The organism is Candidatus Binatus sp. (assembly GCF_036567905.1).
Taxonomy (GTDB): domain Bacteria; phylum Desulfobacterota; class Binatia; order Binatales; family Binataceae; genus Binatus.
Window position 1 is genome coordinate 39,320 of sequence record NZ_DATCTO010000047.1, and the last position, 19,693, is coordinate 59,012.

The window sequence follows — 19,693 nt, forward strand, 5'->3', positions numbered from 1 at the left end:
GATGAATCTGGCGGCGATACACGAAGACGACGCGGCGGACCGGAGGCATGTGCCGGTGATGGTGGAGGCGGTGTGCGGGCTGTTGTCCGCACACGGTCCGCTCGCGTTCGTCGACGTGACGGTCGGCACCGGAGGGCATGCCGAGGCGATGCTGCGCGCGACCGGGGCGCGGATGCTCGGGCTGGATCGCGACGGGGCGGCATTGGCAGTCGCGCGCGAGCGGCTGGCGCAGTTCGGCGATCGCGTGGTGCTGGAGCGGGCGGACTTCGGCGAAGTCGCGGCCGTGATGAAGCAACACGGCTTCGATGGCGCCGACGCGATGCTCGCCGACCTGGGCATGAGCAGCTACGCGCTCGACGATCCGCAGCGTGGCTTTTCATTTCGGCTCGACGGTCCGCTCGACATGCGGATGGATAATCGGCAGGCGATCCGCGCGCAAGACATCGTCAATGAAGAGAGCGCCGACGAGCTCGCGCGCATCATCTATGCCTACGGCGAGGAGCGGGCGTCGCGGCGGATAGCGAGGATGATCGTCGAGGCGCGCCGGCGCCGTCCGATCGAGACCACGGGCGAATTGCGCGCGATCGTCGAGCGCGCGCTGGGAGCGCATCGCCGCGGCGGAGCGCATCCTGCCACCCGCACCTTCCAGGCGCTTCGAATCGCGGTGAATCACGAGATGGAAAGTCTCGCGGCGCTGCTGCGCGACGGCCCGGCGATGCTGAATCCGGGCGGCCGGATGCTGGTTATTTCGTATCATTCGCTCGAAGACCGTCCGGTCAAGGAGCGCTTTCGGGAGTTGGTGCGCGCCGGTGGCTACACGGCGATTGCGCGCAAGGTGATCAAGCCGTCGTCGTCGGAAACTTCGCGCAATTCGCGCGCGCGCAGCGCAAAGGTCCGATGCATCGAACGGAGCGCACCATGAGCGCGCGGGTTAAGCCGACGCGGCGGCCGTCGAAGGCGGTGCCTGCGGTGCTGGGCGCGCTGATCGCGGTCGTGGGATTCGCGACGTTGATGATACGGCTGGAAGTGACGCGAGAAGGTTATCGACTTCCGGCGCTGCGCGATGAAATCGACAAGCTGCAGGACGCAAATCGCGCGCTGCGCCTGACCGCCGCGCAGCTCAGCTCGCACGATCGCCTGCGCGCGCTCGCGCCGCAATATCATCTTGCGCCGCCCGGCCGCGGGCAGGTGGTGATGCTCCCGTGAATACATCGTTCAAGCAGCGGCGCACTCGCATCGGAGCACTCACGCTCGCGCTGGCGGCGCTGTTCGGTCTCGCGGTAATCCGGCTGGTGGTGCTGGTGGCGATATATGGGCCGCGATTGAACTCGCTCGCCCGCCACGAACATACCGGAGAGACCGAACTCGCGGCGGTGCGCGGACCGATCGTCGATCGCAACGGCGAGCCGCTCGCGCTATCGGCCGAGACCCGGTCGGTTTACGCGCGGCCGCGCCGGGTGCTCGAGTCAAGCACCCGGGCCGAGCGGTTGAAGCTCGCGGCAGTCCTGATGATGCTGCCGATTTCGCTCGAATCCAAGCTGAACAAGGACGCGCCGTTCGTCTGGCTCGAGCGTCGAATCTCGCCGGACAGGGCGCAGGCCGCGGAAGCGCTCGGAATCGACGGTATCGGCACGATCAGCGAATACAAGCGGTTTTACCCGGAGAGCAACCTGGCCGCGTCGGTGGTGGGGTTGGCGGGGATGGATGGCCAGGGGCTCTCCGGGTTGGAGTTGCAATACGACAAGCTGGCGCGGGGCGAAGCGGTCGAGCTGAGCTTCTATCGTGACGCGCTCGGCCATCCGATTTTCGACAGCCCGCTGGCGCTCAAGGCGCCGGAGCCGGGCGCGCAGCTCGAGCTGACGATCGATTCGTCGATCCAATCGCTGGCCGAAGCCGAGTTGGCGGCGGAAGTAGTTCAGAGCGGCGCGAAGCGCGGCAGCGCAATTGTGCTCGATCCGTTTACCGGCGAAGTGATCGCGATGGCCAACGTCAGCGCCGGCGGAGCCGGCGTCCACGACCGTCTGCACAACCCGGCGGTGGAGGATGCGTTCGAGCCGGGCTCGACGATGAAGGGAGTTCTCGGCTCGATCGCGCTGGCCGATCACGCGATCACGCTCGATCGCCAATTCTACTGCGAGGACGGTCACTTCACGATCGGCCGGCGCACCATCCACGATCACAGCCGTCACGGATGGCTCAATCTCGGCGGAATAATCGAAGTGTCGTCGAACATCGGCGCGGCGAAGATCGCCTTGACGCTCGGCTCGGACCGCTACTACGAGGGACTGCGCGCATTTGGAATCGGATCGCGCACCGGAATCGATTTGCCCGGCGAAGCGTCGGGGCTGCTCAGCAAACCGGCCGGATGGAAAGAAATAGACCTTGCCAATCACGGTTTTGGGCAGGGCGTGGCGGTCACGCCGATTCAGCTCGCGGTGGCGTACGCGGCGATCGCCAACGGTGGAAATATCATCCGCCCGTACGTGGTGAGGGCTGCTTACGACGCGCAGGGCCGCGCGATTCTTACGCATACGCCGCAAGTGCTCCATCGCGCGATTGCGCCCGATATCGCGCATCAGATGAACCTCCTGCTGCGCAACGTAGTGATGTCCGACGGCGGCACCGCGGCCAAGGCGCGGGTTGACGGGTTTATCGTGGCGGGCAAGACCGGCACGGCGCAGATGGTGAATCCGGAAAACGGCGCCTACTATCAGAATCGCCACGTGTCGTCGTTCGTGGGATTCTTGCCCGCCGACGATCCGCGCCTCCTGATCCTGGTGGCGTTGTACGATGTGGGCCACGAACATTTCGGCGGATTGATCGCGGCGCCGGTGTTCAGCGAAATCGCGCAGGGCGCGGTTCGTGATTTGAATATCACCGCGCCCAGTCAGCCCTACGATACAGCCGGCATGATCCCGATGCCCGATTTCGGCAAGGATTCGGCGGGCCGGAATTCGGACCCGAAGACCGCGGCTGCGGCGGCCGCCGAGGTGGACGACTATCTGCCCGTGCTGACGGGTTCGAAACTGACGCGGGCGACGCCCAATTTCGCGGGCTTAAGTCTCAGGCGTGCGATGGAGCTGGCGCGAATCTCGCGGGTCAACGTCGATGTGCATGGCGGCGGCTACGTGGTCGCGCAGGAGCCGGGCGCCGGCGCGCCGCTCAATCATTCGACGGTGAAACTGACGCTCGCGCCGATTGTCGCGGACAGTGAAGCCGGCGCGGCAATGGCCACGCAGTCCGGCGTCGTTCCCGCGTCGTATTTCAGCGCCGCCGGCGGGCTGGCCGGGCGAAAGTGAAAAGTGAAACTTGGTGAATTGCTCAAAGGACTCGACCTCCGTCGAATCGACGGCGACCTGAACGTGGAAATCACGGGCCTCAGCTACGACTCGCGTCAGACGAGGCCCGGTCATCTGTACTTCTCGACCGCCCGCGACCCAAAGCGGAACCGGGCGAACATTGACGATGCATTAAACCGTGGGGCGCGCGCTGTGGTGGTTGGGGGATGGGATGGTGCAACGGCGCGCCCCGCGGTGACCCTGGTCGAGAGCGAGCGGCCGCGTCTGCTGATGGGCGCGGCCGCGTCGCGTTTCTTCGGTGCGCCGAGCGAGCGCGTCGATTTGATCGGCATCACCGGAACCAGCGGCAAGACCACCACCAGCTACATCCTGGCGTCGATTTTCGAGGCGGCCGGCATGCCCGCCGGGATCATCGGCACGATTGGTATTTTCATCGCCGGGATGAAAATCTACAGCGGACTCACCACGCCCGAGTCGATCGACTTCGAGTCGGCGCTGGCGCAAATGGAGCGCGAGGGCGTGCGGCACGCGGTCGCGGAAGTGTCGTCGATTGGCCTCGCCGAAGGGCGGGTCGATGCGCTGAGCTTTCGCGCGTGCATGTTCACCAACCTGGGCCGCGACCATCTCGACTATCACGCGACGATCGAGGATTACTTCGCGGCGAAGCTGCGCCTGTTCACTGAGATACTGCCGCGCAGCCGGCGCGCAGACACCGTCGCGGTGGTGCGCGGCGACGATCCGTTCGGCCAACGCGTGCTCGAATCGGTCAAGGGCTCGAAAATAAGCTTCGGGCTGGACCGCTCGCTCGACGTGCATCCCGAGAAATTCGACGCGGACTTGAGCGGACTTCGCGCGACGCTGTCGGTGCTCGGCAAAAAAATCGAAATCGATTCGCCGCTGATCGGCGAAATCAATTTGCTCAATATCCTGGGCGCGTCGGCTCTGTCGGCGGCCCTGGGTGTCGAATCAGGGGCGGTGGCGGATGGGGTGCGGCGATGCCCAGGGGCCCCCGGCAGACTCGAAGCGATACCGGCGAAACCCGGGGTCACGGTGCTGGTCGATTACGCGCACAAGCCCGACGCGTTGGAGGCGGTGCTGACGGCGCTCCGTCGCATCGGCGCGGGCAGGATCATCTGCGTGTTTGGATGCGGCGGAGACCGCGACCGCGGCAAGCGGCCGATCATGGGTGAAATTGCGGGAAGGCTCGCCGATCTCCCGGTGCTGACCTCCGACAATCCGCGCAGCGAAGATCCGATGGCGATAATTGCCGAGGTCGAGCAGGGATTGATCGCGGCGGGACGTGCGCGAATCGGCAGTCCGAAAAAACTTGAGATTGCTTCGATGCGTGGCGGATATATCGTGGAGCCGGATCGGCGCAGCGCGATCGCTATCGCGCTCAGAATCGCGGCGGCGGGCGACGCGGTTTTGATCGCGGGCAAGGGGCACGAGGACTATCAGTTGGTGGCGGGGCGCGTACTCCCGTTCGACGATCGGGTCGTCGTCCGCGAGATTGCAGCGCAACTCGGCGGCGGGCAGAGTTGATACTCGGCGAGCCCCGCGATGCTCTACCTGCTGCTCTACCCCCTGCACAAATATTATTCCGGCTTCAATGCGCTCAGGTACGAGACGCTGCGATCGGTCCTGGCCGGGCTGGCGGCGCTGGCGCTGTCGTTGGCTCTGGGACCGATTCTGATCGACCGGTTCCGCACGCTGCGTATCGGTCAGACGATTCGCGAAGTCGTTCCGCCGGCGCATCAAAAGAAAGCCGGCACGCCGACGATGGGCGGTCTGCTGATCGTGGCGTCGATGCTGGCGGCGACGCTGCTGCTCGCCAACATCCTCAATCCGTACGTCTGGATCGCGATCTTCGTGACCCTGACCTTCGGCGCGATCGGTTTCAGCGACGACTACCTCAAGCTCACGCGCGGCAAAGGAATGGGACTGAGCGGCCCGGCCAAGCTGGCCTGGTCATTTTCGTGCGCGTTCATCGCGGCGGCGTGGCTGTTCCTGTATCTCGGCTTCGACACGCATCTGACGGTGCCGTTCCTGAAGAACGTTCATCCCGATCTGCACTGGTGGTTTTATATCCCGTTCGCGATGGTCGTGATCGTGGGATGCTCGCATGCGGTGAACCTGACCGACGGACTCGACGGTCTCGCGATTGGACCCGTGATGACCGTCGCGTTCACCTACTGGACGTTCACCTACGTCGCCGGCAACATCAAGTTCGCCAGCTACCTGCAGATACCGTATATCGCCAACGTCGGCGAGGTTGCGATTTTCTGCGCGTCGGTGATCGCCGCGTCGCTTGGCTTCCTGTGGTTCAACGCGTACCCGGCTTCGATGATGATGGGCGACGTGGGCGCGCTGGCGCTGGGCGGGGCGCTCGGAACGGTGGCGGTGCTGGCCAAGCAGGAACTGGCGCTGGTAATAGCCGGCGGAGTGTTCGTCGCAGAGGCGGTGTCAACGATCATTCAGCGCTACTATTTCAAGGCGACGCATGAGCGGTTTTTCCTGATGGCGCCGCTGCACCATCATTTTGAACTCCAGGGCATCCCCGAAACCGTGGTCGTGATCAGATTCTGGATTGTGTCGATCGTGTGTGCGCTGGTCGCACTGAGCACGCTGAAGCTGCGTTGATGGAACTGTCGGACAAGCGCGTGATGGTGGTGGGACTGGGAGTCAGCGGAGTCGCCGCGGCGCGGTTCCTTGCCTCGCGCGGCGCGAAACTCGTGATGACGGATCGACGTGTCGGCGTCGAGCGCGGCAAACTGCCTGCAGGCGCGCTGAAACTGGGACCCGAAGATCCGGTCTGGATGGACGACATCGACCTGGTCGTCACGAGTCCGGGAGTACCACGCGATTCGATTCTGCTGCGGGCTGCGACCGAGCGGAGAATTCCGGTAATTGGAGAAATCGAACTCGCCGGCCGCTTCCTCCAGGCGCCAATCGCCGCGGTCACCGGCACCAACGGCAAGAGCACGGTCGTGGTGCTCCTGGGCGAGATTTTGAAGGCATCGGGTCGGCGCACGTTCGTCGGCGGCAACCTGGGCACGCCGCTAATCGACGCGGTCGACGGCGAGTGGGAAGTCGCGGTCGCCGAGGTGTCGAGTTTCCAGCTCGAATGGATCGAGAAATTCCGGCCGCACGCCGGTGTGCATCTGAATCTGAGCGACGATCACCTCGATCGCTATCGCGATCTCGCCGACTACGGGCGCGCGAAAGCGCGGTTGTTCGAAAACCAGCAGGCTTCGGACTACGCAATTCTGAATCGCGATGATCTCAATGTATGGAAGCTCGCCAACCGCGTGCGCTCGCGAGTGATCGGCTTCGGCTGCGCCCGCGGCGAATCGGGGGCGTCGATTTGGTTCGACCATCGATCAAACGCGATCGTTTTCGATTTGGATTTCGACGCCGCGCGTCGCGGGCGAATCAGCCTTGAAGGATTTCGCCTGCGTGGGCGGCACAACCTATCCAACGCGATGGCGGCGTCGGCAGCGGCGCTCGCGCTTGGTGTCGAGGCTGAAGAAATCGAACGCGCGCTCGCGTCGTTTCGCGGGCTGGCGCATCGAATCGAAGTCGTCCATGCCCGTGGCGGCGTGACTTATATCGACGACTCGAAGGGGACCAACGTCGGCGCAGTGGTCGAGGCGATCGATGCGATCGCGGGGCCGATAATTCTGATCGCGGGCGGTCTCGACAAGGGCGGAGATTACGCGCCGCTGAGGCGGCCGCTCGGCGAGAAGGTCAAGCTTGCGATTTTGAACGGAGCGGCGCGGGACAAGATGGCGGCGGCGCTCGAAGGTGCGACGCAGATCGAATTGGTGGCGACTCTCAAAGAGGCGGTCGAACATGCGGCGCGCGCGGCGCGCCCGGGTGACACGGTGCTGCTGTCGCCGGCGTGCTCGAGCTTCGATCAGTTCAAGGACTATGCGGAACGCGGCAACGTATATAAAGAGCTGGTTCGGGCGCTTTGACGCGGTAACGTATCGGCGTCCCGACCCGTGGCTGTGGCTGCCGGCGGCGGCGCTGCTGTTGCTCGGGCTGCTGATGGTGCTGAACACGACGTACTTTCTCGGCATCGAGAAAAAAGGCGACGGCTTCCATTTCTTCAAGCTTCACCTGGCGCACATCGCGGCCGGCCTCATCATTTTGATGCTGCTGTCGCAATTCTCGGTGGCGGGTCTGCGGCGAATCGTGATGCCGTTGTTTATCGTGTCGCTCGTGATGCTGGCGCTGCTCTACGTTCCGGGGCTCGGGCTGACAAAGGGCGGCGCGCGGCGATGGCTCAAGCTGGGGCCGGTGGTCGCGGAACCGTCGGAGCTGGTTAAATTCGCGCTGGTGTTTTTTCTCGCCAGGTTCCTGAGCAAGCGGCAGGAGCGGATTCGCGAGTTCAAGCATGGGCCGCTGGCGGTTTTTCTGATCGTCGGGCCGATCACGCTGATGATTCTGAAGCAGCCGGACTTCGGCAGTACCGTGATGATCGCGCTGATTCTGTTCGCGATGCTGTGGGCGGCGGGCGCGCGCTGGCAGCATCTTGCGGCCGCGGGCAGCGGGGCAATCGGCCTGTTGGTGTTCCAGGCGGCGGCGAAATCGTACCGCATGAAGCGGCTGACGACGTTTCTCGATCCATGGTCGGTCGCGCGCGGCGCCGGCTTCCAGTTGGTGCAATCGTTCATCGCGCTCGGCGAAGGAGGCAAGTGGGGCGTAGGTCTCGGCGCGGGACGGCAGAAGATGTTCTATCTGCCGGAGGCGCACACCGATTTTGTTTTCGCGGTGGTTGGCGAGGAGTTCGGCCTGGTCGGGGCGGCCGTTGTGATCGCGCTCTTCCTGGTGATTCTGTTTCGGGGGATGCGAATCGCGCACGACGAGCCCGATCCGTTCGCGAGCTTGCTGGCCGTGGGACTGACCGCGCTGCTCTCGATTCAAGCGCTGATCAACATGTCGGTGGTGATCGGACTGATCCCGACCAAGGGGCTGCCGCTGCCGTTCCTGAGTTACGGCGGCACTTCGATCATCATCGCGATGGCGGCGTTGGGCGCGCTCCTGGCGCTCGGACGCCGGCCGGCGGTGCGATGAAGGTGATAATCGCAGGCGGCGGCACCGGAGGACATCTTTTCCCGGCGGTCGCGCTGGGCGAGGAACTGATTCGCGAGCGTCCCGGCATCGAGGTGCTGTTTGTCGGCACGAGCGCGGGTCTCGAGGCGAAGTGGTTGCCGAAGAGCGGGCACAGGTACGAATTATTCCAGATGCACGGAATTCGCGGGCATAGCGCGATCGAGCGGGCGCGCGCGTCGGTGGAATTTATTCGCGCGATTGGGCTCGGGCTGTCGCTGATCAGGCGCTTTCGTCCGAGCATTGTGGTGAGCGCGGGTGGATATGCGTCGGCGTCGATGGGTGCGGCGGCGATCATGACGCGGACACCGTTGGTGTTGATGGAACAGAACACGCGGCCGGGTCTGGCGAATCGGATGCTGGCGAGATTCGCGGACAAGATCTGCGTCGGCTTCAGCGACAGCGCGGCTTATTTCAGTTCTTCTAAAGTCGCGGTCACGGGCAATCCGACCCGCTTTGAATACCAGCCTGACCGATCGCGCCGGGAGGCTGGGCAATTACAAATCCTTGTTTTAGGCGGTTCATCGGGAGCGCATCGCCTCAACATTGGTGTTGTAGGGGCTTTCAAAATCTGCGGAAAAAGTGTTATAAATTTGAACGTTGTCCACCAGACCGGGGAGGCGGATGAGGAGTTGGTGAGGAGTGCATACCGCGAAATGGGGTTCGCGGCTGAGGTGGCGCCGTTTATCGACGACGTCGCCGACGCCCTGCATCGCGCCGATCTGGTTATCGCGCGTTCAGGCGCGATGACGGTCACGGACATTGCTCTTGGCGCGCGTGCGGCCATTTTTGTGCCTTATCCGTTCCATAAGGATTTGCAACAACTGCACAACGCGCGCGTGATTGAAAAGCGCGGCGGAGCGATAATAGTTCGCGACGACGAGCAGCTTGCATCCAATCTCGCGCGCGAACTCGAGGCACTGATCCGGAATCCGGCGCGGCTGGACGAGATGGGTCTGCGGGCGCATCAGGCGGCGCATCCGGACGCAGCTCGCCACGTAGCCAGAATATGTTTTGAAGTTGCGGAGAAAGCAGCAGCGTGAGTGAACTGCTCGCAAATGGTCTTTTGACGCGTCAGCGGCGGCTGCATTTCGTCGGGATCGGCGGCGCGGGCATGAGCGGAATCGCCGAGCTGTGCCTGAAGCTCGGGATGCGGGTCAGCGGATGCGATGTGAAACCCTCGGCGGCGATCGCGCGGCTCGCGTCGCTGGGTGCGGAAATCAGCCAGGGGCATCATCCGGCGCATCTGAAGGATGAGGCCGGCATCGACGCGGTGGTAATCTCGTCGGCGATAAAATTTTCGAATCCTGAAGTGGCGCGCGCCCGCGAGATGAAAATTCCGGTGATCGCGCGGGCCGAGATGCTCGGTGAGCTGCTGCGGATGGCCAAGCTCGGCGTGGCGGTCGCGGGGACTCATGGCAAGACGACCACGACCGGTCTGATCGCGCTGATCATGGAAGAGGCAGACCTCGATCCAACGGTCGCGGTGGGCGGAAATATTCGCAATACGGGCACCAACGTCCGGCTGGGGCGCGGCGATTTCATGGTTGCCGAAGCCGACGAGAGCGACGCGTCGTTTCTGCTGCTGATCCCGACGATCGCGGTGGTGACGAACATCGATCCCGAGCATCTCGATCACTACGGCACGATGGATCGGGTACGGCAGGCGTTTGCGGACTTTATCAACCGGGTGCCATTCTACGGCGTTGCCGTACTCGGAATCGACAATGTGAACGTGCGCGGCCTGATGGCGTCGATTCGCAAGCCGATGGTGACCTACGGCGTTGCGCAGGACGCGGACCTGCGCGCCGAGAAAATCGTGATCGACGGCCTTTCGACTCGCTTCGAGGTGATTCGCAACGGCGAGCATCTTGGCCGAGTGACGATACCGACGCCGGGCGTGCATGTTGCGATGAACTCGCTCGCGGCGATCGCGGTCGCGATGGAAATTGGAATCAGTTTCGAGCGCGCCGCGGCGGCGTTGGCGAAGTTCGGCGGAATCAGCCGGCGATTCGAGATCAAGGGCGAAGCGGCGGGACGAATCGTGCTCGACGACTATGCGCATCATCCGGCGGAGGTGCGCGCGACGCTGGCCGCGGTGCGGGCGTCGCTCAAGCGCCGGGTAGTGGCAGTCTTTCAGCCGCATCGGTACACCCGACTGCGCGATCTGTTCGACGATTTCCTGTCGGCGTTCGACGATGCCGACGTGCTCTACCTGCTCGACGTGTATCCGGCCGGCGAGGACCCCATTGCCGACGTCTCCGCGCGGCGTCTGTACGAGGCGCTGCGTGCGCGGGGGCATCTCGAAGTGCATTACCTCGGTGCCGAGGAAGCGCCCGCGGCGCGCATCGCGTCAGGCTCGCGCGCGGGTGACGTGATCGCGACTTTAGGCGCGGGCGATATCTACAAGACGGGCGGCGAAATACTGGACGCGCTCAGCGCCGAGGTCAAAATCCATGAAGGCGCTTGAACGCGAGCTGCGCCGGAGATTCGGCGCGCGAATCCGCTGCGGGATGCCGCTGGCCGAGCTGACCTCGTTTCGGATCGGAGGGCCCGCGGACCTGTTCGTCACCGTCGAGGACGAGGCCGAGCTGATGCACGCGAAGGCGGCGGCGTATCGCGCGGGCCTGCCATGCTTCTGCCTCGGCGCAGGGACCAATCTGCTGGTGAGCGATCGCGGGATGCGCGGGCTGGTAGTAAGGCTCGGCGATGGTTTCGGCAAAATAAAAATTGACGACACGAAAGTCGTTGCGGGCGCTGCTGCCGCGTTTGGCACTCTGGTCGAGGCGGTGGTCGATCGGGGTCTTGAGGGGCTCGAATTCGGCGAGGGCATTCCCGGCACGGTCGGGGGCGGATTGGTGATGAATGCGGGCGCGTTCGGCGGCGAAATCGCCAAGGTGGTCACCCTGGTCCACGGCGTCACCGAGGCTGGCGAGGCGATTGCGCTGACCAGGGACGAAGTCAAGTTTGCGTACCGGCGCACCGAGTTGCCGGCGCACTTCGTAATCACGCGCGTCGATTTCGAGCTTGCTCGCGGCGATCGCGCGCAACTGATGGCGCGAGTCGCGGAGGTAAGGGCCAAGCGTGCGGCGCGCCAGCCGCGTGACGTGCCGAATGCGGGATCGATCTTCAAGAATCCGCCGGGCAAGTTCGCGGGGAAGCTGTTGGAAGGCGCGGGTCTGAAGGGCACGCGGCTGGGCGGCGCGGCTTTTTCCGACCAGCATGCAAATTTTATCGTGAATCTAGGCGGCGCTCAGGCCGCGGAAGTGCGCGCACTGATCGACATGGCGCGCAACAAGGTCAAGGAGCAGAGCGGCGTCTGGCTTGAACCGGAGGTTAGGCTGGTCGGCGATTGGTGACGCGGGATTGAGGTGGCGGGGTGGCGGTTCGCGGTGGAAATAGGGTGGTGGCAGGATGGAGCCCGCGGTTGGGCGGGCTGGTCGTGTGCGCCTTTTTTGCGCTGGGCGTGATGACCGGATTCAGCGCGACCGGCCGCGCGATCGCGCTCAGAGCTTCCGCGGCTCTCAGCTCATATCAGAATCAAATAATGGATTCGCTCGCGCCCGCGCGCACGGCCGCCGCGAGCTACCCTGCGCTGCTGACCGAATGGGCCGGGCGCGCTGGAATTTACCGCCGCGCCAGCCACGGAGCGGGCGCCGCGGCGCTGTCGGCGGGGGACGTGCGTGAAGGCGCGATCGCGATCGTCGAGCGCCACGACGGCTTCTACGAGTTATTCAGCGGCGGCGAGCTGCGCGGGCCGGTCTCGCCCGGCAAGCAGGGCGATCTGCCGGTGCTGAGCGGCGCGGCGCTCGACAACGCGCGCGGACCGCAGCTGGTCGATTATGCGGCGGTGCTGGTGCGCGCGGAGACGCAGTTGTCCGAAATTATCTCGGAAATGCGAATCAACGATGACGCGACCGCGTCGCTTTTTCTGGAACGGGAACGCACCGAGGTGGTGATCGATCTCGATCGCGCGACGACGGAAATTCAGCGCGCGATTAAGGTGCGCCAGCAATGGCAGGGGCGCGAGAACCTGATTGCCGCACTCGATTTGACTACCCCGGGGCAGGTTGTCGTGCGTCTGCATGCGGGCGAGGGCAACCATTCGAAACACAAGGGCGGGATTCGAAAAGTTTCGCTCCAGCCGAGCGGGGAGTCCACGGCGCGATGAGAAATCTGCTCACCGGATTGGACGTCGGCACCAGCAAAGTGTGCGCAATCGTCGGCGAGTCGCTGCCCGACGGCCAATTGGCGACGCTCGGTTACGGAATCGCGCCATGCACCGGTTTGCGCAAGGGTGTGGTGGTCAATATCGAGGCGACGGTCGATGCGATCCGATCGGCGGTCGGCGAAGCGGAGAAAACATCCGGCGTGCGGGTGGGTTCGGCGGTGGTCGGAGCTGCGGGGCCGCACATAAAGGGCCTCAACAGCCACGGGATCGTCGCAGTGCGGGGCGGTGAAGTCAGTTCGCGCGATGTCGATCGAGTGATCGATGCGGCGCGCGCGGTCGCAATCCCGCTCGATCGGCAAGTGCTGCATATCCTGGCGCAGCAGTTTGCGGTCGATGAGCAGGAAGGCGTGCGCGAGCCGCACGGGATGGCGGGAGTGCGGCTCGAGGCGCGCATTCATATCGTGACCGCGGCGCAGAGCTACGGCCAGAATCTCACCAAGTGCTGCGAGCGCGCGGGCGTCACCCCGTCGGAGATGGTTTTCCAGCCGCTGGCGTCGGCGGACGCGGCGCTGTTTCCGGAGGAACGCGAGCTCGGAGTCGCGCTGATCGATGTGGGCGGCGGCACCACCGACATCATCGTGTTTCATGGCGGCGCAGTGATGCACACCGCGGTGCTGCCGATCGGCGGGAACCATCTTACCAGCGATATCGCCGCGGGATTGCGCACGCCGATTTCCGAAGCGGAGCGGCTCAAGGTTACCTTTGGCGTGGCGACCAACCAGGTCGTGCGCCGCGACGAGATGGTGCAGGTGCCGGGAGTCGGCGGACGCGAACCGCGGGTGATCGCGCGCCGCCTGCTCGGGGAAATAATCGAGCCGCGGATGGAAGAGATTTTTACGATGGTGCAGCGCGAGCTGCTGCGCTCGGGGGTTTCGGACGGTCTCGCCTCGGGCGTGGTGCTGGTCGGAGGTACCTCGCTGCTGGAGGGCACGCAGGAACTGGCCGAGCGCATCTTCGGCATGCCGGTGCGGCGCGGACTTCCGATCAATCTCAAGGGGCTGCCCGAAGAACTGATGAAGCCGATGTACACGACGGCCGCGGGATTGCTGCTGTACCAGAGCGCGGCGGGCGGAATCGGCAACGGCGTGGGCAGAACCGGCCGGCTCGGGCGGCTGCGTTCGCGACTTGGCGATTGGGTGAGGGACTTCTTTTGAGAAGCCGCCGCAACAAAAAATTAATCGGGCAACAAGCTTTGCCAGTAGGTGGTGGAGGAGGATCTGTAATGATTGAGTTGGTGAGTAATCCCGACCCGGGCGCGAGGATCAAGGTAATCGGCGCTGGTGGATGCGGCGGCAATGCGGTCAACCACATGATCAATGTGGGGCTGCGCAACGTCGATTTCATCGCCGTGAATACCGACATCCAGGCGCTGCAGAATAATCATGCGGCGCTGCGGGTTCAGATCGGCGACGCGATCACGCGCGGACGCGGCACCGGCGGCAATCCTGAAATCGGACGCAAGGCCGCGCTCGAAGACGAGGAACGGATCCGCGAAATCCTGTCGGAAGCGGAGATGGTGTTCGTGACCGCCGGGATGGGCGGCGGCACCGGCACCGGCTCCGCGCCGGTGATTGCGCGCGTCGCGCGCGAGCTTGGCGCGCTGACCGTCGGCGTCGTAACCAAGCCGTTTCAGTTCGAAGGACGCCGCCGCATGGCGCAGGCGGAGGAAGGACTGCGCGAGCTGAAAAACGCGGTCGATACGCTCATCACGATTCCCAACCAACGCCTGCTCTCGGTCGCGAGCAAAAATACCTCGTTGAAGGAATCGTTTCAGAAGGCCGACGACGTGCTGCTGCAGGCGGTGCGCGGAATTTCCGAACTGGTCACCGTGCATGGCTTGATCAACCTGGATTTTGCCGACGTCCGATCGATCATGGCCGAGATGGGCATGGCGATGATGGGCGCGGCGACCGCGTCGGGCGAAAATCGCGCAGTCGAGGCGGCGCAGCGTGCGATCTCGAGCCCGCTGCTCGAAGACGTCTCGATCAAGGGCGCGCGCGGCCTGCTGATCAACGTGACCGGCGGCCCGGACATGGCGCTGTATGAAGTCAACGAGGCGGCCAGCCTGATCCAGGAAGAGGCGCACGAGGACGCCAACATCATTTTCGGCGCCGTGATCGACGAGGCGATGTCCGACGAGATTCGCGTCACGGTTATCGCGACAGGATTCGGCGATCTCGACAGAGGTTCGGCGCGCTATTCGCCGTCGGGCGCTCCCGTCACCACCCCGATCGCGGCGGCCTCGACGCGGCCCGTCGATCCCATGGAGGTCAAACCGGCGCCCGCGGCGCAGCCAGGGCAGGTCAGGATGTTCCCGGGCAACAGGCCGGTGCGCAGGATGGGGATGGTCGTGGACGACAGTTCGCTGGACATTCCGGCTTTCAGGCGGCGCGGCGAGGATGCGGGCTTGGCGGATGGAGAGAAGCTCGAGCCGAATTCGCTGCTCGACGGCGACGACAAGCTCGACATCCCGACCTTCCTGCGCAAGCATCTCGACTAGCGCGGACGATCACAGAAACAATTGCGGCGCCGGAGTATTACTACTCGCGGCGCCGCATTCGCGTGGCTGGATTGCTTTGCTTGCCAGTGCGGCGCATATTAGCAGGTGATATCTAAGGGAGATATTTGTGGCGAATCTGATGGAGTCGATATCCCTGAAGCTGCCCGAGGACCTGCTGGAAACCGGCGACCGATGCGCCCGCGCGCTCGGAATCCCACGCGCCGAATATATCCGCCGCGCCATCGAACGCATGAACCGCGAGGCCGAGGCCCACGCCCGCGCGGAGCGGATGGCGAGGGCGTCGCGCAAGGTCCGCAAGGAAAGCATGCGGGTGAATGCCGAGTTCGCCGCGATCGAGCGCGACCCGGATGCCTGAGCGCGGCGAGATTTGGCTCGCCAATTTGAGTCCCCGCCGCGGCACCGAGCCGGGCAAGACCCGTCCGGTGCTGATCCTCCAGGCGCAGGCGCTTATCGACGCCGGCCATCCTTCAACGCTGATAGTGCCCTTGACCACCAATCTTATCGACGACGCAGAGCCGTTGCGCATCCGCGTGCCCTTGCAGTCGTCGATCCGGCGCGACTCCGATCTTCTCATCGACCAAACCCGCGCGATCGACAACCGCCGGCTCGTCAAAGGCCCGCTGTCACGTCTCGACGAGGCAATGATGGAGCGCGTCGCCGCCGCACTCCGCGAAGTGCTTGACCTTGGCTAAACTCAGAGCTCGCGGCGCCGCATCCGCGTCGTATCTCGGCAAATATATCAGCGGCCGGCGGCGACTTGCTGCCCGGATACGTGGCCGCCCAGCGATTTGAGAATCGTTTGACGGCGTTCCTTCAATTGCTCCGGCATCGTCGGACCGATCTTTTCGAAGAACTCGCCGACGGATTCGATTTCCGCCTTCCATTCCGTGAGATTTATGGCGAGCGCGTCTTGCGCAGCACTCTTGGGGAGATCGAGGCCCTTGAGATCGAGGTCTGCTTCATTGGGGACGATTCCAACCGGCGTCTGCCGCCCACCGGCGCGTCCATGGATTCGATCGAACATCCATTTGAGCACGCGCACGTTTTCGCCGTAGCCGGGCCAGATAAAGTTGCCGGCGGCGTCCTTGCGAAACCAGTTGACCATGAAGACGCGCGGCGGCTTTTTGAGCGCGCTGTGCATCTTGAGCCAGTGCGCGAAATAATCGCCCATGTTGTAGCCGCAGAACGGCAGCATCGCCATCGGATCGCGCCGCAACACGCCGACCGCGCCTGCGGCCGCGGCCGTCGTTTCGGAACCCATCGTCGCGCCCATGAAGACGCCGTGTGTCCAGTCCGTCGATTCGAGCACCAGCGGCACCGTCGTGGCCCGCCGTCCGCCGAAGATGATAGCGGAGATCGGCACACCCCTGGGATCGTCCGCTTGCGGCGACCAGACCGGATTGTTGCGCATCGGAGTAGTGAAGCGGCTGTTGGGATGCGCCGCCTTGTCCGGCGAGCCTTTTTTCCACGGGCGTCCCTGCCAGTCGAGCAGACCGTCGGGCGCCGGCACGTCCATCCCTTCCCACCACACGTCACCGTCGGGAGTCATCGCGACGTTGGTGAAAATCGAATCATGCTGGAGCATCCTCATCGCGTTCAGGTTCGATTTTTCGCTGTTACCGGGCGCGACGGCGAAGTAGCCGTTCTCGGGATTGACCGCCCACAGGCCGCCGTCCGAACCGACCCGTATCCACGCGATATCGTCGCCAATCGTGAACACCTTCCAGCCCTTGAACTCGGCCGGCGGCGTCAGCATCGCAAGATTGGTCTTGCCGCACATGCTCGGAAACGCGGCCGCGACATAAGTAGTCTCACCGTCGGGACTTTGCAGGCCGAGGATCAGCATGTGCTCGGCCAGCCAGCCTTCGTCACGGCCGAGCGAACTTGCGATTCGAAGCGCGAAACATTTCTTGCTGAGCAAAGCGTTGCCGCCGTAGCCGCTGCCGACCGAGATGATCGTGTTGTCCTGCGGGAAGTGGCAAATCAGCCGGCGCTCGGGATTCAAATCGAGCGTGCAATGAATTCCCCGATTGAAATCGCGCGACTCGCCAAGTTGATCGAGCGCCGCCGTGCCCATCCGCGTCATGATCCGCATGTTCAGCACGACGTAAATGCTGTCGGTGAGCTCGATGCCGACCTTCGAGAACGGCGACCCGAGCGGGCCCAGCACATACGGCACCACGTACATCGTGCGCCCGCGCATCGAGCCGTCGAGCCATCCGCGCAACTTGGCGTATGTCTGTGCTGGTTCGGACCAATTGTTGGTAGGCCCGGCGTCTATTTCCTTCGGAGTGCAGACGAAGGTCAGTTGTTCGGTGCGCGCGACGTCGTTGGGATTGGAGCGATGCAGGTAGCAGCCGGGCCGTTTGGCCTGATTGAGCTCGATCAATATTCCCTCGGCGACGGCCTGTTTGGTCAGGCGATCTTTCTCCGCCTCGGAACCGTCGCACCACACAACGGCATCGGGCCGGGTGAGCTGGGCGACTTTTCTGACCCAATCGCGCAACGCGCGGCCGCCGGTCGGTGAATTGGTTGTGTTGTGGGGATTGGGCGTCACTTCATCGCTCCAGGTCGAAATTTGTGAGAGGTAATTCCTATTCCAACGGAGGTGCCAAATGCAATGAAGCGAACCATGGATCGTAATCCCGGGTTTTCATATTACTTGTGAACTACTAAATTTGATATTAGATTTATTTGCGAACTACTACATTCGATATTAGGGGAAAACCTTTATTAGCACTGGCTTGAATGCAATTAGAGCGGTGCGGGGCAGGACAGCCGGCAGAATCGTCGAGCTTGCCAAGACCAACATCTTCCGGTGATCGGATCGGCGGCTTGGAGCTGAAAATCAGGATTGGAGGACAGCGAACGCAAAATGGCAAGTTTACCGCGCGGCTTGGCGCTGCTGCGTGATCCGCAATTCAATAAATCGACCGCGTTCACCGAGTCTGAGCGCGAGACACTGGGCCTGCTCGGCCTTTTGCCCGAAGGGATCGATTCCGAGGAAGCTCAGATCCAGCGGGTGCACCTTCAGCTGTCGCAAAAGCCCAACGATCTGGAAAAGTACATCTACTTGTCGCAACTGCAGGACACCGACGAAACGCTCTTCTTCTGCGTGCTCATGTCGGACCCGGTGCAATTCCTGCCGCTGGTTTACACCCCGACGGTGGGCGAGGCCTGCCTCCAGTTTGGCCACATCATGCGCCGGCCCAAGGGCCTTTACCTGTCGATCAAACGCAAGGGCCGTGTCCGCGAAATTCTCCGCAATTGGCCGCAGCGCGACGTGCGCTTCATCGTGGTCAGCAGCGGGCAGCGAATTCTGGGGCTCGGCGATCTCGGCGCAAACGGCATGGGAATCCCGATCGGCAAGCTCGCGCTCTATACCGCATGCGCCGGCGTGCCGCCGCAGTACTCTCTCCCCATCCTCATCGACTGTGGCACTAACAATGAGACGTTGCTGCGCGACCCGCTCTATCTCGGCTTGCGCCAGACGCGCCCGCCAATCGCGCAGTTGGATGAGTTTGTCGAAGAATTCATAACCGCGGTCCAGGAAGAGTTCCCTAGTTGCTGCGTCCAGTTCGAGGATTGGGCCGGCACCGACGCCATCCGGCTGCTTGCCCGCTACCGCGACCGGATTTGCTGCTTCAACGATGACATCCAGGGAACCGCGGCCGTCGCCCTTGCGGGAATTCTTGGAGCGCTTCGCACCACCAGCGGGAAACTCTCCGACCAGACGTTCCTGTTCCTCGGCGCGGGTTCCGCCGCTATCGGAATCTCAGGCCTGTTGACCGAAGAAATGATGCTCGAGGGGCTTCCAGCCGAGGATGCCCGCGCTCGACTCTGGTTGTTCGATATAAACGGACTGCTGGAAACGACCCGCAATGACCTGGCTGATTTCCACAAGCCTTACGCACATCGCCACTCGCCGACCAGGGATTTTGTCGCTGCGATCGAGTCGATCAAGCCCACCGCGATCATCGGCGTCAGCACGGTTGGCAAGGCCTTCAACCAGCGCGTGATCGAGGCGATTGCGCGCATCAACCGGCGCCCGATTATCTTCGCCTGCTCGAATCCGACCTCGCACTCCGAGTGCTCGGCGGAAGAGGCTTACCGCTGGTCGGAGGGCCGCGCCGTCTTCGCCAGCGGAAGCCCGTTTTCTCCGGTGCTGCTTAACGGCAAGACCTTTGTGCCCGGACAGGGCAACAACATCTACATCTTTCCCGCGATCGGTCTGGCGGTCTATGCCACCCGCGCAAGGCGCGTGACCAATGAGATGTTCATCGCTGCCGCTCGCGCGGTGGCGGAGCGGGTGACGCCGGCCGAGCTCGATGCCGGGCTCATCTATCCTCCCGTGTCAACGATACTCGACACCGAGTTACATGCTGCCGCGCGCGTGGCGGAGGTGATTTTCGCGCGCGGTCTGGCGCGCGTCCCGGAGCCGAAGGATATCGCGCAGTTCGTCCGAGCGCAGACCTACAAGCCCGAATACCATCTGCTTGGATAACAGCGTCCATGCATCCTTATATA

At 63.6% G+C, this 19,693-nt stretch carries 17 protein-coding genes; 16 read left to right on the forward strand and 1 reads right to left on the reverse strand.

Annotated features, from left to right (window positions below; genetic code table 11):
• Window position 1: 1 nt before the first annotated feature.
• From rsmH to VIO10_RS07910, 15 genes are all read left to right on the forward strand, one after another.
• On the forward strand, window positions 2-922 hold the full coding sequence (rsmH, locus tag VIO10_RS07840; protein WP_331962020.1) for a 16S rRNA (cytosine(1402)-N(4))-methyltransferase RsmH: 921 nt from the start codon (window positions 2-4) through the stop codon (window positions 920-922).
• The gene (locus VIO10_RS07845) at window positions 919-1,206 is read left to right on the forward strand and encodes a hypothetical protein (RefSeq protein ID WP_331961906.1); all 288 of its coding nucleotides are present in this window, start codon (window positions 919-921) and stop codon (window positions 1,204-1,206) included. Before rsmH ends, VIO10_RS07845 begins: the two co-directional genes overlap by 4 nt.
• Complete coding sequence (locus tag VIO10_RS07850) at window positions 1,203-3,299, forward strand: penicillin-binding transpeptidase domain-containing protein (RefSeq protein WP_331961909.1); 2,097 nt, start codon at window positions 1,203-1,205, stop codon at window positions 3,297-3,299. The genes VIO10_RS07845 and VIO10_RS07850 overlap by 4 nt, the downstream gene beginning before the upstream one ends.
• 3 nt (window positions 3,300-3,302) lie before the next feature.
• Window positions 3,303-4,841 (forward strand): UDP-N-acetylmuramoyl-L-alanyl-D-glutamate--2,6-diaminopimelate ligase, encoded by a 1,539-nt coding sequence (locus VIO10_RS07855; protein ID WP_331961912.1) that lies wholly within the window; start codon window positions 3,303-3,305, stop codon window positions 4,839-4,841.
• Window positions 4,842-4,859: 18 nt separating this feature from the next.
• Window positions 4,860-5,939: a phospho-N-acetylmuramoyl-pentapeptide-transferase gene (gene mraY / locus VIO10_RS07860; protein WP_331961915.1), complete on the forward strand. Its 1,080-nt coding sequence runs from the start codon at window positions 4,860-4,862 to the stop codon at window positions 5,937-5,939.
• Window positions 5,939-7,276, forward strand: coding sequence for a UDP-N-acetylmuramoyl-L-alanine--D-glutamate ligase (gene murD, locus VIO10_RS07865; protein WP_331961918.1), 1,338 nt, complete (start codon window positions 5,939-5,941; stop codon window positions 7,274-7,276). The genes mraY and murD overlap by 1 nt, the downstream gene beginning before the upstream one ends.
• Window positions 7,230-8,378: a putative lipid II flippase FtsW gene (ftsW, locus tag VIO10_RS07870; protein ID WP_331961921.1), complete on the forward strand. Its 1,149-nt coding sequence runs from the start codon at window positions 7,230-7,232 to the stop codon at window positions 8,376-8,378. The genes murD and ftsW overlap by 47 nt, the downstream gene beginning before the upstream one ends.
• Window positions 8,375-9,457 (forward strand): undecaprenyldiphospho-muramoylpentapeptide beta-N-acetylglucosaminyltransferase, encoded by a 1,083-nt coding sequence (murG, locus tag VIO10_RS07875; protein WP_331961924.1) that lies wholly within the window; start codon window positions 8,375-8,377, stop codon window positions 9,455-9,457. Before ftsW ends, murG begins: the two co-directional genes overlap by 4 nt.
• Before the next feature lie 5 nt (window positions 9,458-9,462).
• On the forward strand, window positions 9,463-10,884 hold the full coding sequence (gene murC, locus VIO10_RS07880; protein ID WP_349259233.1) for a UDP-N-acetylmuramate--L-alanine ligase: 1,422 nt from the start codon (window positions 9,463-9,465) through the stop codon (window positions 10,882-10,884).
• Window positions 10,871-11,773: a UDP-N-acetylmuramate dehydrogenase gene (murB, locus tag VIO10_RS07885; protein WP_331961930.1), complete on the forward strand. Its 903-nt coding sequence runs from the start codon at window positions 10,871-10,873 to the stop codon at window positions 11,771-11,773. The genes murC and murB overlap by 14 nt, the downstream gene beginning before the upstream one ends.
• Before the next feature lie 20 nt (window positions 11,774-11,793).
• Window positions 11,794-12,585 (forward strand): hypothetical protein, encoded by a 792-nt coding sequence (locus tag VIO10_RS07890; protein WP_331961933.1) that lies wholly within the window; start codon window positions 11,794-11,796, stop codon window positions 12,583-12,585.
• Entirely contained in the window at window positions 12,582-13,799 is a 1,218-nt protein-coding gene (ftsA, locus tag VIO10_RS07895) for a cell division protein FtsA (protein WP_331961936.1), read from the forward strand. The genes VIO10_RS07890 and ftsA overlap by 4 nt, the downstream gene beginning before the upstream one ends.
• A 68-nt stretch (window positions 13,800-13,867) precedes the next feature.
• Window positions 13,868-15,145, forward strand: a complete 1,278-nt coding sequence (gene ftsZ / locus VIO10_RS07900; RefSeq protein WP_331961939.1) for a cell division protein FtsZ — start codon at window positions 13,868-13,870, stop codon at window positions 15,143-15,145.
• A 139-nt stretch (window positions 15,146-15,284) separates the two neighbouring features.
• On the forward strand, window positions 15,285-15,521 hold the full coding sequence (locus tag VIO10_RS07905; RefSeq protein WP_331961942.1) for a ribbon-helix-helix protein, CopG family: 237 nt from the start codon (window positions 15,285-15,287) through the stop codon (window positions 15,519-15,521).
• Complete coding sequence (locus VIO10_RS07910; RefSeq protein ID WP_331961945.1) at window positions 15,514-15,858, forward strand: type II toxin-antitoxin system PemK/MazF family toxin; 345 nt, start codon at window positions 15,514-15,516, stop codon at window positions 15,856-15,858. The genes VIO10_RS07905 and VIO10_RS07910 overlap by 8 nt, the downstream gene beginning before the upstream one ends.
• Window positions 15,859-15,905: 47 nt before the next feature.
• On the opposite strand, the gene VIO10_RS07915 is transcribed toward VIO10_RS07910, so the two are convergent.
• A complete protein-coding gene (locus tag VIO10_RS07915) occupies window positions 15,906-17,723 on the reverse strand; it encodes a phosphoenolpyruvate carboxykinase (GTP) (protein WP_331961948.1) in 1,818 nt (605 codons plus the stop codon).
• Window positions 17,724-18,020: 297 nt separating this feature from the next.
• On the opposite strand from VIO10_RS07915, the gene VIO10_RS07920 reads away from it, so the two are divergent.
• Window positions 18,021-19,670 carry an NAD-dependent malic enzyme gene (locus VIO10_RS07920; RefSeq protein ID WP_331961951.1) on the forward strand — a complete coding sequence of 550 codons (1,650 nt, stop codon included), beginning with the start codon at window positions 18,021-18,023 and terminating at the stop codon, window positions 19,668-19,670.
• Window positions 19,671-19,693 lie beyond the last annotated feature (23 nt).

Bases quoted from the DNA above. Each gene is read 5' to 3' on its own strand.
- ftsZ (WP_331961939.1), top strand. From the start codon at position 13,868: ATGATTGAGTTGGTGAGTAATCCCGACCCGGGCGCGAGGATCAAGGTA.
- murG (WP_331961924.1), top strand. From the start codon at position 8,375: ATGAAGGTGATAATCGCAGGCGGCGGCACCGGAGGACATCTTTTCCCG.
- ftsA (WP_331961936.1), top strand. From the start codon at position 12,582: ATGAGAAATCTGCTCACCGGATTGGACGTCGGCACCAGCAAAGTGTGC.
- VIO10_RS07910 (WP_331961945.1), top strand. From the start codon at position 15,514: ATGCCTGAGCGCGGCGAGATTTGGCTCGCCAATTTGAGTCCCCGCCGC.
- mraY (WP_331961915.1), top strand. From the start codon at position 4,860: ATGCTCTACCTGCTGCTCTACCCCCTGCACAAATATTATTCCGGCTTC.
- VIO10_RS07845 (WP_331961906.1), top strand. From the start codon at position 919: ATGAGCGCGCGGGTTAAGCCGACGCGGCGGCCGTCGAAGGCGGTGCCT.
- VIO10_RS07905 (WP_331961942.1), top strand. From the start codon at position 15,285: ATGGAGTCGATATCCCTGAAGCTGCCCGAGGACCTGCTGGAAACCGGC.
- murD (WP_331961918.1), top strand. From the start codon at position 5,939: ATGGAACTGTCGGACAAGCGCGTGATGGTGGTGGGACTGGGAGTCAGC.
- ftsW (WP_331961921.1), top strand. From the start codon at position 7,230: ATGCGGAACGCGGCAACGTATATAAAGAGCTGGTTCGGGCGCTTTGAC.
- murB (WP_331961930.1), top strand. From the start codon at position 10,871: ATGAAGGCGCTTGAACGCGAGCTGCGCCGGAGATTCGGCGCGCGAATC.
- rsmH (WP_331962020.1), top strand. From the start codon at position 2: ATGAATCTGGCGGCGATACACGAAGACGACGCGGCGGACCGGAGGCAT.